Genomic DNA, 14,706 nt, shown 5'->3' with positions numbered 1-14,706 from the left:
GGCATGCCATGAACCAACAAGACACCCCTCCAGTAAAGCCAAAAATTGAACGGTATTTCAGTCTTGATCATCTGCCGAAATGGAGTCTCGACGAATTAAGCACCAATGATGTTTTAACCGGGTTACTTGACCACGGCCTGTTCGCGGAAAAAGTACCTCCTTGCTTCACCTCGAAGGGGCTCGCAGCTCAAGCGGAATCATTGCTTGGAAGCCTATTGGATGAGGCAAACGAGAAGAAATTATTGAAGGAGATCAACGGAAAATCCCATGACTACATTCGGTATGAGGCGTTACGGGATATCAATATTCCAAGACATCTTGGTATCCCGCACCCGGAAAGCTATTCAGTTCAGGCTCTAGCGATCAAGAAACATTGGGATGAGGTTAAGGAGCACTGCGGCAAACCTACACCACCAGTCAGTCGAATTCATGTCAGGCATGTTGGCGGTGGCTGTATCTTTGAGATGAATTACAAGGGGAGTGAACACTATCAGCTTGAGGAGGATGAGATTGAATGGCAGGCAGGCGCGCAGTTTGTTGTTAAGGCAGACATCGCCGCGTGTTTCCCAAGCATATACACACATTCAATCCCGTGGGCACTTCATGGGCGAGAGACCGCGAAAAATGAAAAGGGTTTAAGCAAGCTGTCCGGCAATCTGCTGGACAAATGCACGCAAAATGCCCGGGATGGGCAGACAAACGGTTTGATAATTGGTCCTCATGCGTCCAACATCCTTTCGGAAATTATTCTGACCAGCATAGATTATGAACTGCTGTCCAAGGGATACACGAAACTTAAACGTCACATTGATGACTATGTGTTTTACGCAGATACCTACGATGAAGCTGAGAGATTTCTCAAAGATTTAGGCCTGAATTTGCGCGCATACGAAATGTCACTCAATGAGAAGAAGACCCGCATACTTACTCTTCCCAGGCCAAGTGAAGAAAATTGGACTCAGGAGCTTAATCGTTTTGCTTTCCCCAAGGGCGACCTTGTGAGGTTTTCAACAGTTCGGTCTTTTCTCGATTTGGCACTAGAGAACGCCATTGCAGCGGGTACGTCGGCACCGCTGAACTATGCGATCAAGATGTTGGCAGATGACAGAGACGAAAGACCTCTGAATCCGAGAGCGAAGCGACTTTATATTCAGGAAGCAATTAACCTCGCGCTTGCCTATCCCTACCTGGTTCCCCTACTTGATAAATATGTATTTGATAAATATGGGGGCGAAGAAACCGCGACCAAGATCGCTGAGTTTTCAACGTCACTCGTTCGTTTGGGGGCCAGGAGACTCTACCCGGATACGATTGCTCACGCTTTTTACTACGCTTTAAAGCATGAATTGCTTCTCCAGATAAAAGAGGAAGATTTATTGAGTGTCCTGACACTCGACGATTGCATTGCTAATGTGTTGCTGCTGGAGTATGCAGCCAAGCACGATTTGAAGAAAGTGCAGACTGCTGTGAGCGAACGCGCAGCCAAACTCAAATCCGGTGACTCAAGAGATAGGGATAAACATTGGCTGTTGATTTACCAGACGTGGACGGAAAATGAGTTACGTGGAAACAAACAGGAATTTTTAGCCACACTGAAGAAGCAGGAGTTCCGGTTTATTACAGTGCCAGCACGTGAAGTCGTGAATCCCGTGGTCAAGGATTCTGATTTTCCTGATTCCATTTATTCCTCATGAACGAAGCCGAAACTAGAGCCGAGCATATTGACCCCGCACTGAAAGCGGCGGGCTGGGGTGTCGTCGAGGGAAGCCGCATTCTGCGTGAATATCCCATCACGCTGGGTCGGATCGAAGGCCTCGGTCGGCGTAGCAAGCCCTTGATTGCGGACTATGTGCTGGTCTATCGCAATCATAAACTCGCCGTCGTTGAGGCCAAGGCCTGGGATGAACAACTGACCGAAGGGGTGGGGCAGGCCAAGAACTATGCGGGGAAGCTCGCCATTCGCTTCACCTACGCCACCAACGGTAAAGGTGTCTACGGCATCGACATGGAGACCGGCGCGGAAGGCGAGGTGCCGCACTATCCCAGCCCGGACGAACTTTGGAGCTTGACCTTCGCGAAACAGAATACCTGGCGCGACCGCTTTTCTGCGATTCCGTTTGAGGATAAGGGCGGGTCGCACCCCAGCCGCTACTATCAGGACATTGCCGTTGAGCGTGTGATGCAGGCCATGGCGGAAAACCGGCCGCGTATCCTGCTCACGCTCGCCACCGGCACCGGCAAGACCTTCATCGCCTTTCAGATTGCGTGGAAGCTCTTCCATAGCCGTTGGAACCTGAGCCGCGAGCCGTCGCGTCGGCCACGCATTCTGTTTCTGGCTGACCGGAACATTCTGGCTAATCAGGCCTATAACGCCTTCTCCGCCTTTCCCGAAGATGCGTTGGTAAGGATCGAGCCGGACGATATTCGCAAGAAAGGCAAAGTGCCGAAGAACGGCAGCCTGTTCTTCACCATATTCCAGACCTTCATGAGCGGGCCCCCGAAGGATGGAAAGCCATCGCCCTATTTCGGTGAGTATCCGCCGGATTTCTTCGACTTCATCGTCATCGACGAGTGTCATCGTGGCGGTGCGAATGATGAAAGTAATTGGCGTGGCATCCTCGAATACTTCTCTCCGGCTGTGCAGCTCGGTCTGACCGCGACGCCCAAGCGCAAAGACAACGTGGACACCTACGCCTACTTCGGCGAGCCGGTCTATATTTACTCGCTCAAGGACGGCATCAACGACGGCTTCCTGACGCAGTTCAAGGTGAAGCAAATCTCCACGACGCTCGACGAGTACGTCTATACGCCGGACGATACGCTTGTGGAAGGTGAGATTGAGGCGAAGAAGCGCTATACGGAGAGCGACTTCAATAAGATCATCGAGATCAAAGAGCGCGAAAAGAAGCGCGTGGACATCTTCATGAGCCAGATCAACCAGCAGGAGAAGACACTGGTGTTTTGCGCCACACAGGATCACGCGCTGGCCGTGCGCGACCTCATCAACCAGATGAAGACGAGCACCGACCCCAACTACTGCCAGCGGGTGACGGCCAACGACGGCGAACTTGGCGAACAACACCTCCGCGACTTCCAAGACAACGAAAAGACCATCCCGACGATTTTGACGACCTCGCAAAAGCTTTCAACCGGTGTAGATGCCCGCAACATCCGCAACATCGTGCTGATGCGCCCGATCAATTCCATGATCGAGTTCAAGCAGATCATCGGACGCGGGACGCGGCTGTATGACGGGAAGGACTACTTCACGATCTATGACTTCGTGAAAGCGCACCACCACTTCAGCGATCCGGAATGGGATGGGGAGCCGATCGAGCCGGAAACGAAAGCGGGAGGCAAGACGGTTCCACCATCGCCTCCACCTGTCGATGAGGTGCGTGAAGAGACTGACGAGTATGTGAGGAAGAAGAGAATCAAGGTGAAACTGGCCGACGGCAAAGCCCGCACCATCCAGCACATGATGGTGACGACGTTTTGGCATCCCGACGGGACGCCTATGTCGGCGCAGCAGTTTTTAGAAATGCTGTTTGGCAAATTACCTGAGTTCTTCCAGGACGAAGCCGAACTCCGCGCCTTATGGAGTGCGCCTGATACAAGAGTGAAGTTGTTACAGGGGCTTGCGGAGAAAGGGTTTGGCTCGGAACAGATGGCCGAAATGCAACGGATCATCGATGCCGAGAACAGCGATCTCTTCGACGTGCTCGCGCATGTAGCCTATGCTCTCGCCCCACTCACGCGCGAAGAGCGGGCTGTTAGGGCCAAGCTAGAGATCAGTGCCCACTTCAACCGCAAGCAGCAAGCCTTTCTGGGCTTTGTACTCGCGCAATACGTGAAGGTGGGTGTGGAGGAACTTGCTCAAGATAAGCTCTCGCCATTGCTCAAGCTCAAGTATCACAACGCCATCGCCGACGCCGTGGCCGACCTGGGCAAGCCCGAAGAGATCGGCAAAGTCTTCGCTGGATTTCAGAAATATTTGTATCAACCGCAGGCCCAGGCTCGGCCATAAGGCTGTGACTGCTGAGCTGGCTGAGCTAGGAATGCATTAAGCAGGGAACACCACTTCTATGTACGACGTTGATCGGATCTTAGGCAGCAGCGACTGTATGAAGGAGATTCGCAACCTTATCTCTCGCGTGGCTGATAGCCCCAGTAATATTCTGCTTACAGGGGAGAGAGGGACAGGGAAAGAGTTGGTCGCGAAGGTTATCCACCATATCAGTGGGCGGAGGGCAGCATCGTTCGTGCCAGTGCTTTGCTCCGCAATGTCAGAAGCCGCTTGGGAAAACGAGCTGTTCACAGAGGCCCATAACGGAACGCTCTTTTTCGACGAGATTGGTGAGTTGCCACTGATGCTGCAAACAAAATTGGTGCAGATCATTGAGGACAAGAAAGCCCACCGAATGGGAGCGGCCAAATCCACTATGGTGGATGTGCGGATTATTGCCTCGACAACTCTGGATCTTGCAAATGAGGTCAAAGCCAAGCGTTTCCGAGGGGATCTCTATTATCGACTGAAGGTGGTTGAGATTGACCTACCTCCATTGCGAGAGCGGCGGAAGGATATTCCCGTGTTAGCGGAAATATTTGTGACTCGGTATTCGCAAGAGTATTCGAAGCCGGTTCGTGGGCTTAGTGAAGCGGCTCTAGTTTCGCTCATGCATTACTCTTGGCCTGGCAATGTGCGAGAGCTTGAGAGTGTCATCGAACGCGCTGTCACATTAAGTCAATCAGGCGAGCTGCTTTCTAGTGATTTGCCTGTGTCTGTTCAATGGCTAGATAGCAAGCTGCAGATGACTTCGCCAAAACTGCGCCTTGCCAGTGATGTTCAGAAGGCCAAGACCCTTAAACAAGTCGAGGAAGAATATATCCGCTTAATTCTTGAGAAGACTGGCGGTAATCACGTCCAGACCGCGCGCATCCTCGGGATCGATCGTAGAACGCTTTATCGAAAATTGGAAGTAATGGAGAATACCGGAGTCATCGAATGAAGGCGAAGAAAATGGTGACAGGCTACTTAATCCCAAGTCGTCCCGCCATTTCACGCCTCGCCCGTCTCCAACTTTCCACCCCCACCGCGGTGAAGTGCTGAGCATTGAGTGCTGAGTCCTGGGTCCTGAGTGCTCCTCTGAAGTGCTGAGTTCATAGTCCTGAGCCCTGGGTTTCGGGGTGCTGAGTAGAGATAGACTGGTCGCGGTTGAGCCTGGAGGCGCGCGATGTGGATCCTGTTACTGATGGGCTTGCTCCTGGTTGACGCGCTCTCCTTTGCCGAGCAAATCTTTCCTGAGCAATACGAGCGTGACGATACTATCTTCAATCTAGCCGCGCCGGCGTTCGCGCCGGATCATCCCTTCAACCCGGCCAACCGCCTTGATATGGGGGCTATGGAGCACGTGCCGCATGCGCAAGAAGGTGGACTCTGAAAGGTGCATCAGTTGTTTCCAGAAGGGGTTTCAGACCATAATAGGGCCCTGACTGTGGCCCGGGTGGCCTACTAACAGCGGAGCGAATGTTTCAAGAAGCGCAGAAGCTTCCGGACACGCTCGGGCCGGAAGTGCTGGATTTCATCGAGTATATGTAAGTGTCCAGCCCTGCAGGATTACGACCGGTAGAGCAGTGAAGGGAGGTCGATCATGACGGACAAGTCACAAGCTATCGTAGAACAAGCCCTCAAGCTCTCGCCCACTGAACGCGCAGAAGTGGCCGAGAAATTGATCGTCAGCCTCGATGAGGCTCCGGATATCGATGTAGAGCAGGCTTGGCAGGAAGAAATTCAGCAGCGTTTACAGCAAATCGAACGTGGCGAGGTGAAGACGATTCCTTGGGAGGAGGTCCAGAGGCGCCTGCGACATGGCCGGTGAACTGCTTCTCGAATTTCATCCCGCCGCTCTCGACGAGCTCGAGAGGGCGAAAGTATGGTACGACGCACAGCGACCAGGTCTCGGGGGGTCGTTTTTCTACGAAATCACTGCTGCCGTCTCCCGAATACGAGAAACTCCAAATACCTGGCCGGATTATAAGCAAGGAACAAGGCGCTTCCTTGTGCATCGCTTCCCATTCGCTGTTATTTATAGCCAACACGCTCGTGGTCTGCTCGTCGTCGCCATCATGCATCTGAAACGACGGCCTGGCTATTGGCAGTCGCGGTTAGGCTAAGGGTGCCGTTGTTCGTCTGAATCGCCGCGCGACCATGTCGCAGCCAATTGTCTCGTTGAACCGGACGACTCCGGGGGAGGAAATGGGGACCACAACTGAATCCCAAGCCCTCCCGCCAGCTCACGCCTCGCTCATCTCCAACTTTTCACTCCCACCGCGCTGAAGTGCTGAGTCCTGGGTGTTGAACCGATATGTCTCAGAGAGTCTCCTATCCTGATCGGTCTGGTTGCGTGCTTCATCACCTGAGGAGTAGGGTGGCTTCTCGACAACCTTTCCCCAAGTGAGTTATAAGAGGGCCATGCTGGCTAAACGATCTGCAAAGGCAACAACACCTCGTCCGCGGTATGTGACTGACCGACAGGGAAAGCGAACCGGGGTGGTGCTGTCGCTCAAGCGCTATTCGCGCCTGATGGAAGATCTGCACGACCTCGCGGTTGTGGCTGAGCGACGGCCTGAAAAAGTTGTGAGCGCCGATGACATGAGAAAGCGGCTTCTGAAACGTGGCCTCGTATAGACTCGGCTTCAAGCCGAGGGCGAATTTAAGGGGTTGGGAGTCTTTCCTTCCCGTGAATCCCAAGGCTTGGTAGTCTTCTCCTCTTTTGTCGTCCGTCACACCGTCTCACGCATTGCCCTCATCAGAGTTTTCTCCCCACCACGCCGCTGATGGTTCGGTCCTGCGATTTGCCATCGGTCCAAATTGATCCTGCGCGGACTGCCTGTTATCCTCACTCGTCATTGCGTACCGATACCGTGCGTACCCATTTGGGAGAACAACATGAAGAGACTGTCTCCAGCCATGCTCCTGAAGGCGTTGAAGGTGTTTCGCGGATTCACGAAGGCGGCAGGGGAGTATCTCAGGGATAAAGAGCGGCTGCGTTATCTGTTGGCCGCGGCGGTCTCGATCGCACAAGGCCGCGGTGGGGCGCTGTTGCGAGACCTTCAATTATTGGTGCGGCTCCTGAAAGCGTCGGTGAGCGGGGCCTATACCGGCCTCTCCGTCCACAAGCTCGTGACCATCGTTGCGGCGATGCTGTATCTCATCAGTCCGCTGGATGTGATTCCCGACTTCATCCCGGTTATTGGCTATGTGGATGATGCGGCGGTGATCGCCTGGGTGCTGAAGAGCATTGCTGAAGAGCTGAAGGACTTTCGGATGTGGGAAGAGGGGACGTGACCGGGCGTCATGACGGGGGCCTGAGAGTGTTGCGTCCTTGGTCCTCTCAGGAGCTAGGCTGCGGACTGCTTGGCCGTGTCCCAGCCGGGAAAGACCAGGACGGCTGGATGGCACTGGAGGACCCGCGCCAGAGTTTTGGCCCGTTCGACGCCAAGATTGATGGTGTCGTTTTCAATGGCCGAGATCGTGGACTGTGGAATCTTGGTCCTTCGAGCCAACTCGCTTTGCGTGAGCCCTTGCAGTTCACGGACAATCCGAACGGATTCTCCCACCGAGACCATCACCCGCGCTTTTGCCGGACGAACGTCTTTGGTTTTCATCATTGCCTCCGATAATCGTGCGCGGTCACGTCCATGATCACGACCAGAACGCGCTGTTCTTCAACCTTGTAGATCACTCGATACTGTGCATTCAACCGTGACGAGCGGTGACCTTCCCATTCGCCTTGAAGGCGTTCATCGTGGAAACCTTTGATCAGGCGTAGGCCTGCCGGGCCGGAGATCCGCACGATGTCTTTCCACTTTTCGTAGCGTTTCAGCAATTCGAGCGGAAGGCGGTCGAGGCTCTTGCTTGCTCGGCGGTGTTCGTAGATCTCCCACATGGCCGGACGTACTATACCATATTAGATATAGCCTGCTTCAAGGCCTTGTTCGCTTCTGAAACCCCAAGCGGGGCCAGGTCTTGCAGCCACATAGTCGCCTTGGCGGGAGTCTTTCCCTCCCCTGAGCCCCAATGCTCCGTAGCCTATTCCGTCTGCACCGCCGATGGTTTGCCTATGTGTTTCGCTATCTGCCCAAATTGATCCTTCGCGGACTGCCTGTTATCCTCAAGCCTAATTGCGTTTAGGGGCCGTGCTCACTCTTCAGGGAGGACGACATGAAGACACTGTCTCCAGCCATGCTCCTGAAGGCGTTGAAGATGTTTCGCGGGTTCACGAAGGCGGCTTCGGAGTATCTCAGGGACAAAGAGCGGCTTCGTTATCTCCTGGCCGCGGCGGTCTCGATCGCACAAGGCCGCGGTGGGAAGCTGTTGAAGGACCTTCAATTATTGGTGCGGCTCCTGAAAGCGTCGGTGAGCGGGGCCTATACCGGCCTCTTGGTCCACAGGCTCGTGACGATCGTCGCGGCGCTGCTGTATCTCATCAGTCCGCTGGATGTGATTCCGGACTTCATCCCGGTTGTCGGCTATGTGGACGATGCGGCGGTGATTGCCTGGGTGCTGAAAAGCATTGCTGAAGAGCTGAAGGACTTTCGGATGTGGGAAGAGGGGACGTGACCGGGCCTGCCATGACCTGAGGCCGATCTCCCCTGACGGTCCGCTGCCGTGACCAGTCCTGCTGGCACTGAGATTCTCTGCCCCGTGGTCGCTTCCAAATGCGGTAGGGCTAAGGTATGCTTCTGTTCTGAATTGCTTTCATGAATCCTCCGCGTGTATCTCTGATCCGTGGTTGGGCGGACGCCATGATGTGTGTGGGTGTCCTCATTATGGTGCACGATTCATTCGCATGAAGCTCCCAAATGCCGAACAGGCTTTCGTGGATGTGCGCAAACTCCGCCAGTATTGTTTCAATACAGAGCACCCTCGCGGTCAGCACAAGGCGAGGGTCTTCAAACGGGCGTTGGGGTGGACGGCGGAGCAGGCCGACGACGTGCGGCATAGGCTTCTGGAAGCGGCGCTGATCGAGGATGCGAGTTTTCTCGGTGCGGATGACTACGGACAGCGATATACGGTAGACTTCAATGTGCAAGGCGCGAGCGGAGTGGCGACGGTTCGAAGTTTGTGGATCATTCGTTTTGGAGAGAGCTTTCCACGATTCGCCTCGTGTTATGTGCTGTAGCAAGGAGCCTGCATCATGATCCAAGACATTCATGTGCTTGATGTGGTGGCGCTGACGGAAGATGTGTCTGATCGGGGCTTGCTGCGTGGGCAAGTGGGCACGGTGGTGGAATCGCTTGGCCCAGGTGTGTTCGAAGTCGAGTTTGTGGATAATGATGGCAGGACCTATGCCTTGTGCCCGGTGAAATCCAGCCAACTCCTTGTTCTGCACTATCAGCCTGCATGACAGACCTGAGGGGATAATCCGGTCAAAGACGTAACGGGCTGGAGACTTTTCTTCCCGTGAGTCCCAGCCTCGACCGCCTTTTCGTCTTTCGTCGTCAGTCACGCCGTTTCACTCTTCACCCGATCTGACTTTCCGTCCCCACCATGCCGCCGATGGTTCGTGCCTGTGGTCGGCTACGTGGATTATGCGGCAGTGATTGCCTGGGTACTGAAGGCATTGCTGTCGAACTGACTGTCTAAGTTCGTGAGGCTCTCGTTCCTGCTAACGGGGCCACCTCTCCAGCACCGCGACGACGATGGCCCAGGCCAAGAGTCCCAGAGATTTGAAACAGGCTTTGATGGTCATGGTGTCCATCTCCTCCTTCGGATTGCGCGCGTGATGGTTCTGAAGAACAAGCCGTCAGGATCAGTGTGGCAGCGGAATGTTACAGGCACGTAGCAGGAGGGTAAATATTCTGTAACCGGGGGCGGGCAAACAATGGTGGGAGTGAGGGGCACAACAACGTGAGAATAGGGTAGAGTGCGTTGGACTGGTTATGGCGGGTATCGTCAAGATGCCAACGGCTGTGGCGCAGTAGGCAGGACTGGCGCGGTTCAGTTCATGTTCCATCGTTACATGGTGTGTTGAAGGAGAGTGGTCATGGGAGATGCTGTGCGGGATGTCGAGGATATGAAGCGCCTGAAGTCGGTTGCGGACGAGCTGCATCGGGAGCTGTCGGGACGGCTTGGACGATTGATCCGGCTGCGCGCCAAGCTGCCGTTGAAAGAGTCTCACACCAACGGGTGGCGTGTTGAGCTGGGGTCGTTGGGGCTGGGGGAGCCGAGATTGGAAATCTGGTACTGCGAATGGGCTCGAGAAGGTCAGCGGAGACTGTGGTACGGGTTCTATGCGGCGCAAGCGGACAAGCTGCGAAGGAGAATCGCCGTCTTGCCGGAGTCGCTTCGGTCTGTGCGGCAATTGAACGACAAGGACATGCGGCTCGCTACCGGCTCACGATCAGACTATGTGCTGAAGAAACCGCTAGGCGCCAGCGAATATGACCGGCCCATCTATGAAGAGTTCCACGAGAGTGAAGGCGATTATTCTTATTACGGGCAGTATGGGTCGGCTCTTCCGGAGGACCCGGAGACCATCCGGATCCTGGTGGGCCAGGCCACGGGGTTTTTTGAGAGCGTCATGAAGAGCCGGCAGCCCGACGCGCTGCCACGCGAGAGCGATCGCGAGCAGGACTACGTTCGAGTGGTAAACCGTCACGCCGTGCGCCAGCATCTGGCCCGTGAACAGGACCGTCCCTCGGTTGAGCACTGTCTCCGGCGGGATCAGTTCAGATGCCAGGTCTGTGAAATGTCGTTCCGGGAAGTGTATGGCGAGATCGGGAACGGCTTTGCGGAAGCGCATCATGTGCTTCCGCTGGCACAGCTGGCGGAGAGTGTGGTGTCGTCAAGCCATGACCTCGTCACGGTCTGCGCGAATTGCCACCGGATGCTGCACCGGCTGGGCGGAGAAGAAGGCGATATCGCGCGACTGCGGAGAATGTTCCATCGGGAATAGGTGGGCCATTCGAAGCAGAGATAGGCGGGGGGCTTCATGGCCTCACCCGCCTCTGACTGTTCGCCCTCACTACGCCGTCGATGGCCTATTCAGGTTATCTCGTCTCTCTGACAGACCTAATGGCCTCACCAGCATTTTTTGCTCGCGTCTTCAAGCGGGGCGTAGGGGTGGACGGCGGAGCATAGCGCTCAATCCTGGGCTCTGAAGAGCTGAGTGTGAGGTGTGGGGCCTCTACCCCTTGATGGGATGTGGGCAGCGTCAGGTGGCGCGGTCTACTTGAACATGTCGTAGTCGTAGATGAAGTGATGATGCCCGATGTAGCGCAGCTCGACGTGGGTGGAGTCGAGGAATGTGAAGATAATGCGATAGGATCGGTCCACGCGAAAGCTCCAGACTTGGTGGTGCTTGGGACGGAGCTTTTCCGTGCGCAGCGAGGGATGAAAGGGATTCTCCCGAAAGAGATCCGTCTTGACCGCGGCTTTGCGCTGAATTGGTTTCGGGAGCTGAGTGAAGAGTGTGTCGAACGTGGCAGTAGTCGAGAGTGCAATCATGATCGGCTAGGCGATCAACTCCCGCAGTGACTTTCGTTTGGTGACCCGTCCTGCGCGGTGGTCTTTTTCTGAGGCGTCCAAGTCGGCGAGGAACTCCTGGCGGTACAAGCCGATCGAGTCGCAAAAGGACTCGAAGTTCTCTTTCGAGATCTTGAACTGAAAGCTGTCTTTTGTACGCTTGACGACTTTGGCTGCGAGTGCCACGTTGCACCTCTTGATGGTTGAATTCTACAGCCTTCCTGCCCGAGAGACAATCTCAAACTCATTGAGGCTGGACCAGGGAGGAATGATCTGTGGCCGGGCGACTAAATCTGAACCCTGCGCTATTGGTTGAACCCACTCAAGAATTGCCCGCATTTGAGTTTCCATTCCCACATCACCGCGCTGAGTCCTGCGCGCTTCTCTGAACTGTTGAGTGAGGGATGTGGGACGCTCCCGTCCCGGGGTGGGGCGCAAGCTGGCCTTCAGGCGAAATGCCCTGTTAAGATGGAGCCCCCTCATCAACCTGTACCCAAGGAAAAGCCAGCGATGTCGAAGCCTGCACAATCACATGCCGTTCTTGTGGCGATCCGCACCCCTCGAATGACAGCGGAGGAGCTGGAAAGTTCTCTGCAAGAGCTCACGCGTCTTGTAAAAACCCTCGGGTACCATGTCGTGGGCCAGGTGACGCAAAAGCGTAGTTCCGATAAATATGCAGCGGTCCTGGGTCAGGGGAAACTTGCCGAATTGGCACAGTGGACCGGCGGTTCCGGGAAAATCGAATCGGCGTTTGAACGGCCGAAGCATAAAGCGGCGTCGAAGTTCGAGGCGGCGGACTCGGACATCACGGAAGAATCAGACGACGATGAATCGGATGATACCATCGAGACCGCACCCGGCCCTCGCGAGCAGGCGCAGATTGTCATTGTGGACTGCGATCTGTCGCCGTCCCAATTGAAGAATCTTGAACGTGCCGCCGGCGTGCCGGTGCTCGATCGTACCGGGGTCATTATTGAGATTTTCAGCCGTCACGCTCGGACGAGGGCAGCCCGGCTCCAGGTGGAGATCGCGCGGCTCAATTATCTTGCGCCGCGCTTGCGGGAAACCGGCGGCGGCAGCGAGCGGCAAGGCGGAGGCGTCGGGGGCAAAGGGGCCGGGGAGACGAGCCTGGAGCTCGATAAGCGCAGAATCCGCGATCGCATGAAAGAACTCAGAGCCGAATTGGCGGCGATCGGGGACGAGCATCAGACGCGCCGCGCGAGACGGGAACACGAATTGACGGTCGCGCTCGTTGGGTACACGAATGCCGGGAAATCTTCGCTGATGCGTGCGATGACCGGGATCGAGGTGCTCGTGGCCGACAAGCTGTTCGCCACACTCGATACCACGATCCGACCGCTGTATCCCGACACGCGTCCCAAAGTGCTCATGAGCGATACGGTGGGATTCATCAAAAAACTCCCGCATGACCTGGTGGCGTCGTTCAAGTCGACGCTGGATGAAGCGGCCTCTGCTTCGTTGTTGCTGTTCGTCGTCGATGCCTCAGATCCCTCCTTTCGCTCCCAACTCGAGGTCACGCGGACGGTGTTAGCCGAAGTCGGCGCCACGGATGTTCCCAGCCTCTTGGTGTTGAATAAGCAAGATCGTCTCGGTCCGGACGCGCTCGCGGCGCTGAAGGCGGAATATCCGGACGCCTTTTTTCTGTCCACGAGAAGCAAGGACGATCTGCAGGCGCTCCGTGAGCGCATTATGGGGTACTTTGAGAGCGAAATGATCGACGAGGAATTGCATGTTCCGTTTACGGCGCAAGGGGTCGTGGCGGAGATCCGCGCCAAGATGCGTATCCTGTCCGAAGCCTATGATGCCGAGGGCCTCACGATACGGGTCCGAGCGACCCCTGAGGACGTGGCTGGTCTCAAAAAGAAGCTCGCGCGATAAGCCGCGGATGCCGCCGTCGGGATCGCCGGAGCAGGCATCTTTCGCCTCTGCCGTTCCAGCGTTTCTTCTCCCTCTCCGCCCCCTCCGTCTTCAGGCCGTGATGCAATTGCCGCTGCTGCCACGGATCGAGTAGAGTGGGCGGATTATTTCTCATTGTCCGATCGTGAGGAGGAATTATGGGAGTCTTTCGACGACCCGAGTTGGAAAAGGATAATCCGGTTGCGCCGCAGATGTATGTGGGGCCCCGGCGAAGGCTTGCGCTGGCCCGCGCGGCGTCGAAGGCGCAGGTTTCCGCGCAGAGCGATATGGCCGAGACGCTGCAGACGTTAACGGCCGCGGCAGAACGGTTTGTGGCGACGGTGCCGGCCTCGAAGGCACGGCACAAGGAACGGGCTGCCTTGCTGAAGGCGATCACGCAGGCGCAGCGCCGCTTGTCCAGCGAGCCGCGGCCCTGACGGGGACGCAGAGAGGGCCATGGGCCTGGTTCGACGGATGCCACCGGTTTGTGCGAGACTCGGCCGGGCGGCGGCGATCGTCGGGCGAAAAAGTTGTTGCCAGGTCACGGACAGAATTGGTATGGAAACTCCCCCGGCGGTCTGGTGACGGGCTTGGGGAACGCGGGTGCCGGGGTATTCGATAGGACACATGGTTATGTTTGACGGGTTGGATCAATTTCTCGCGTTCATCGGGGCGGTGGTCTGTCTGGTTGTGGTGATCGGTGGCGCATACCGGCTCTGGCAGCTCGGGGTGCGTGGATGGTTGAATGCGCTCAACGCGCGCGTGGCGCGGGTGTATTGGAAGGTGCCGAAGCACACGCTGGTGGTCTTGCCGGCGCAGGCGGCCAATGTGTGGTGGGAGATGGGGCAGAAGGACGGCACGCCCTGCATGCAGGTGGTCGGGGAGTTTTTCTTTACGAATATCAGCAGTGAGCCGGTCCTGGTGCCCAAGACGTGTTTGGTGGTGTACGGGTCGCGGTATTGGTTCATCCCCACGTCCCATCGGGTGGAAGGGAATATTCTGGTGCGGCAGGCGCAGGGTTATCTGTTTGGCCATACCGATATCCCGTCGCGCGGGTTGACGGAAGGGCGGGCGGATTGGTTGATTCTTCCCCCGGTGAGACAGAAGGGGGAGCTCTTGCAAGGGCGGGCCTGTTTTATCGACGGATATGGGAACGAGCACTGGACCCCGATGATTTCGTTTGCCTATCGGGAATGATGTGACTTCCGGTCGTGTTCGATTGGGCGCCTCGCTGTTCTGAGAGGAGGCTTCCCCTACAG

18 protein-coding genes are annotated in these 14,706 nt (G+C 56.1%); 14 read left to right on the top strand and 4 right to left on the bottom strand.

Features of this window, described 5'->3' with window-relative positions; translation table 11 throughout:
• The first annotated feature begins 8 nt into the window (after positions 1 to 8).
• From Q7U39_18890 to Q7U39_18860, 7 genes are all read left to right on the top strand, one after another.
• Positions 9 to 1,694: an RNA-directed DNA polymerase gene (locus Q7U39_18890; protein MDO9120029.1), complete on the top strand. Its 1,686-nt coding sequence runs from the start codon at positions 9 to 11 to the stop codon at positions 1,692 to 1,694.
• Positions 1,691 to 4,027, top strand: coding sequence for a DEAD/DEAH box helicase family protein (locus tag Q7U39_18885; protein MDO9120028.1), 2,337 nt, complete (start codon positions 1,691 to 1,693; stop codon positions 4,025 to 4,027). The genes Q7U39_18890 and Q7U39_18885 overlap by 4 nt, the downstream gene beginning before the upstream one ends.
• 58 nt (positions 4,028 to 4,085) lie before the next feature.
• Positions 4,086 to 5,009: a sigma-54 dependent transcriptional regulator gene (locus tag Q7U39_18880; protein MDO9120027.1), complete on the top strand. Its 924-nt coding sequence runs from the start codon at positions 4,086 to 4,088 to the stop codon at positions 5,007 to 5,009.
• A gap of 225 nt (positions 5,010 to 5,234) precedes the next feature.
• Positions 5,235 to 5,441: a hypothetical protein gene (locus Q7U39_18875; GenBank protein ID MDO9120026.1), complete on the top strand. Its 207-nt coding sequence runs from the start codon at positions 5,235 to 5,237 to the stop codon at positions 5,439 to 5,441.
• 210 nt (positions 5,442 to 5,651) lie between these two features.
• Entirely contained in the window at positions 5,652 to 5,879 is a 228-nt protein-coding gene (locus Q7U39_18870) for an addiction module protein (GenBank protein ID MDO9120025.1), read from the top strand.
• Positions 5,880 to 6,472: 593 nt separating this feature from the next.
• Positions 6,473 to 6,688: a hypothetical protein gene (locus Q7U39_18865; GenBank protein ID MDO9120024.1), complete on the top strand. Its 216-nt coding sequence runs from the start codon at positions 6,473 to 6,475 to the stop codon at positions 6,686 to 6,688.
• A gap of 261 nt (positions 6,689 to 6,949) precedes the next feature.
• Positions 6,950 to 7,348, top strand: coding sequence for a YkvA family protein (locus Q7U39_18860; protein MDO9120023.1), 399 nt, complete (start codon positions 6,950 to 6,952; stop codon positions 7,346 to 7,348).
• 53 nt (positions 7,349 to 7,401) lie between these two features.
• Here Q7U39_18860 and Q7U39_18855 read toward each other — a convergent pair whose 3' ends face one another.
• Both Q7U39_18855 and Q7U39_18850 read right to left on the bottom strand, forming a co-directional pair.
• Complete coding sequence (locus Q7U39_18855) at positions 7,402 to 7,671, bottom strand: helix-turn-helix transcriptional regulator (protein ID MDO9120022.1); 270 nt, start codon at positions 7,669 to 7,671, stop codon at positions 7,402 to 7,404.
• A complete protein-coding gene (locus tag Q7U39_18850; GenBank protein MDO9120021.1) occupies positions 7,668 to 7,949 on the bottom strand; it encodes a type II toxin-antitoxin system mRNA interferase toxin, RelE/StbE family in 282 nt (93 codons plus the stop codon). The genes Q7U39_18855 and Q7U39_18850 overlap by 4 nt, the downstream gene beginning before the upstream one ends.
• A 275-nt stretch (positions 7,950 to 8,224) precedes the next feature.
• Between Q7U39_18850 and Q7U39_18845 the strand changes: the two genes are divergently transcribed.
• The 4 genes from Q7U39_18845 to Q7U39_18830 all read left to right on the top strand — a co-directional run bounded on the left by Q7U39_18845 (position 8,225) and on the right by Q7U39_18830 (position 10,961).
• Positions 8,225 to 8,623 (top strand): YkvA family protein, encoded by a 399-nt coding sequence (locus Q7U39_18845; protein ID MDO9120020.1) that lies wholly within the window; start codon positions 8,225 to 8,227, stop codon positions 8,621 to 8,623.
• 229 nt (positions 8,624 to 8,852) lie between these two features.
• Positions 8,853 to 9,185 carry a hypothetical protein gene (locus tag Q7U39_18840; protein ID MDO9120019.1) on the top strand — a complete coding sequence of 111 codons (333 nt, stop codon included), beginning with the start codon at positions 8,853 to 8,855 and terminating at the stop codon, positions 9,183 to 9,185.
• A gap of 15 nt (positions 9,186 to 9,200) precedes the next feature.
• Positions 9,201 to 9,410: a DUF4926 domain-containing protein gene (locus Q7U39_18835; GenBank protein ID MDO9120018.1), complete on the top strand. Its 210-nt coding sequence runs from the start codon at positions 9,201 to 9,203 to the stop codon at positions 9,408 to 9,410.
• A 639-nt stretch (positions 9,411 to 10,049) separates the two neighbouring features.
• Positions 10,050 to 10,961, top strand: a complete 912-nt coding sequence (locus tag Q7U39_18830; GenBank protein MDO9120017.1) for a hypothetical protein — start codon at positions 10,050 to 10,052, stop codon at positions 10,959 to 10,961.
• A gap of 272 nt (positions 10,962 to 11,233) precedes the next feature.
• Here the strand turns inward: Q7U39_18830 and Q7U39_18825 are convergent, their stop codons facing one another.
• On the bottom strand, positions 11,234 to 11,512 hold the full coding sequence (locus Q7U39_18825) for a hypothetical protein (GenBank protein ID MDO9120016.1): 279 nt from the start codon (positions 11,510 to 11,512) through the stop codon (positions 11,234 to 11,236).
• 6 nt (positions 11,513 to 11,518) lie between these two features.
• The gene (locus Q7U39_18820; protein MDO9120015.1) at positions 11,519 to 11,716 is read right to left on the bottom strand and encodes a hypothetical protein; all 198 of its coding nucleotides are present in this window, start codon (positions 11,714 to 11,716) and stop codon (positions 11,519 to 11,521) included.
• A gap of 324 nt (positions 11,717 to 12,040) precedes the next feature.
• On the opposite strand from Q7U39_18820, the gene hflX reads away from it, so the two are divergent.
• The 3 genes from hflX (at position 12,041) to Q7U39_18805 (ending at position 14,644) form a co-directional block, all read left to right on the top strand.
• Positions 12,041 to 13,429, top strand: a complete 1,389-nt coding sequence (gene hflX / locus Q7U39_18815) for a GTPase HflX (GenBank protein ID MDO9120014.1) — start codon at positions 12,041 to 12,043, stop codon at positions 13,427 to 13,429.
• A 176-nt stretch (positions 13,430 to 13,605) separates the two neighbouring features.
• Positions 13,606 to 13,884 carry a hypothetical protein gene (locus tag Q7U39_18810; protein MDO9120013.1) on the top strand — a complete coding sequence of 93 codons (279 nt, stop codon included), beginning with the start codon at positions 13,606 to 13,608 and terminating at the stop codon, positions 13,882 to 13,884.
• A 196-nt stretch (positions 13,885 to 14,080) separates the two neighbouring features.
• Positions 14,081 to 14,644, top strand: a complete 564-nt coding sequence (locus Q7U39_18805; GenBank protein ID MDO9120012.1) for a hypothetical protein — start codon at positions 14,081 to 14,083, stop codon at positions 14,642 to 14,644.
• Positions 14,645 to 14,706: the final 62 nt, after the last annotated feature.

Origin of the sequence: Nitrospira sp., from assembly GCA_030653545.1 — a bacterium.
Lineage (GTDB): Bacteria > Nitrospirota > Nitrospiria > Nitrospirales > Nitrospiraceae > Nitrospira_D.
Note: the sequence above shows the minus strand (reverse complement) of the source record. Positions and strands in the feature narration are given on the sequence as shown.

What these genes read in the sequence shown, in the direction of transcription:
- Q7U39_18890 (MDO9120029.1), top strand. Translation starts at nt 9, where the DNA reads ATGAACCAACAAGACACCCCTCCAGTAAAGCCAAAAATTGAACGGTAT.
- Q7U39_18885 (MDO9120028.1), top strand. Translation starts at nt 1,691, where the DNA reads ATGAACGAAGCCGAAACTAGAGCCGAGCATATTGACCCCGCACTGAAA.
- Q7U39_18880 (MDO9120027.1), top strand. Translation starts at nt 4,086, where the DNA reads ATGTACGACGTTGATCGGATCTTAGGCAGCAGCGACTGTATGAAGGAG.
- Q7U39_18875 (MDO9120026.1), top strand. Translation starts at nt 5,235, where the DNA reads ATGTGGATCCTGTTACTGATGGGCTTGCTCCTGGTTGACGCGCTCTCC.
- Q7U39_18870 (MDO9120025.1), top strand. Translation starts at nt 5,652, where the DNA reads ATGACGGACAAGTCACAAGCTATCGTAGAACAAGCCCTCAAGCTCTCG.
- Q7U39_18865 (MDO9120024.1), top strand. Translation starts at nt 6,473, where the DNA reads ATGCTGGCTAAACGATCTGCAAAGGCAACAACACCTCGTCCGCGGTAT.
- Q7U39_18860 (MDO9120023.1), top strand. Translation starts at nt 6,950, where the DNA reads ATGAAGAGACTGTCTCCAGCCATGCTCCTGAAGGCGTTGAAGGTGTTT.
- Q7U39_18855 (MDO9120022.1), bottom strand. Translation starts at nt 7,671, where the DNA reads ATGATGAAAACCAAAGACGTTCGTCCGGCAAAAGCGCGGGTGATGGTC.
- Q7U39_18850 (MDO9120021.1), bottom strand. Translation starts at nt 7,949, where the DNA reads ATGTGGGAGATCTACGAACACCGCCGAGCAAGCAAGAGCCTCGACCGC.
- Q7U39_18845 (MDO9120020.1), top strand. Translation starts at nt 8,225, where the DNA reads ATGAAGACACTGTCTCCAGCCATGCTCCTGAAGGCGTTGAAGATGTTT.
- Q7U39_18840 (MDO9120019.1), top strand. Translation starts at nt 8,853, where the DNA reads ATGAAGCTCCCAAATGCCGAACAGGCTTTCGTGGATGTGCGCAAACTC.
- Q7U39_18835 (MDO9120018.1), top strand. Translation starts at nt 9,201, where the DNA reads ATGATCCAAGACATTCATGTGCTTGATGTGGTGGCGCTGACGGAAGAT.
- Q7U39_18830 (MDO9120017.1), top strand. Translation starts at nt 10,050, where the DNA reads ATGGGAGATGCTGTGCGGGATGTCGAGGATATGAAGCGCCTGAAGTCG.
- Q7U39_18825 (MDO9120016.1), bottom strand. Translation starts at nt 11,512, where the DNA reads ATGATTGCACTCTCGACTACTGCCACGTTCGACACACTCTTCACTCAG.
- hflX (MDO9120014.1), top strand. Translation starts at nt 12,041, where the DNA reads ATGTCGAAGCCTGCACAATCACATGCCGTTCTTGTGGCGATCCGCACC.
- Q7U39_18810 (MDO9120013.1), top strand. Translation starts at nt 13,606, where the DNA reads ATGGGAGTCTTTCGACGACCCGAGTTGGAAAAGGATAATCCGGTTGCG.
- Q7U39_18805 (MDO9120012.1), top strand. Translation starts at nt 14,081, where the DNA reads ATGTTTGACGGGTTGGATCAATTTCTCGCGTTCATCGGGGCGGTGGTC.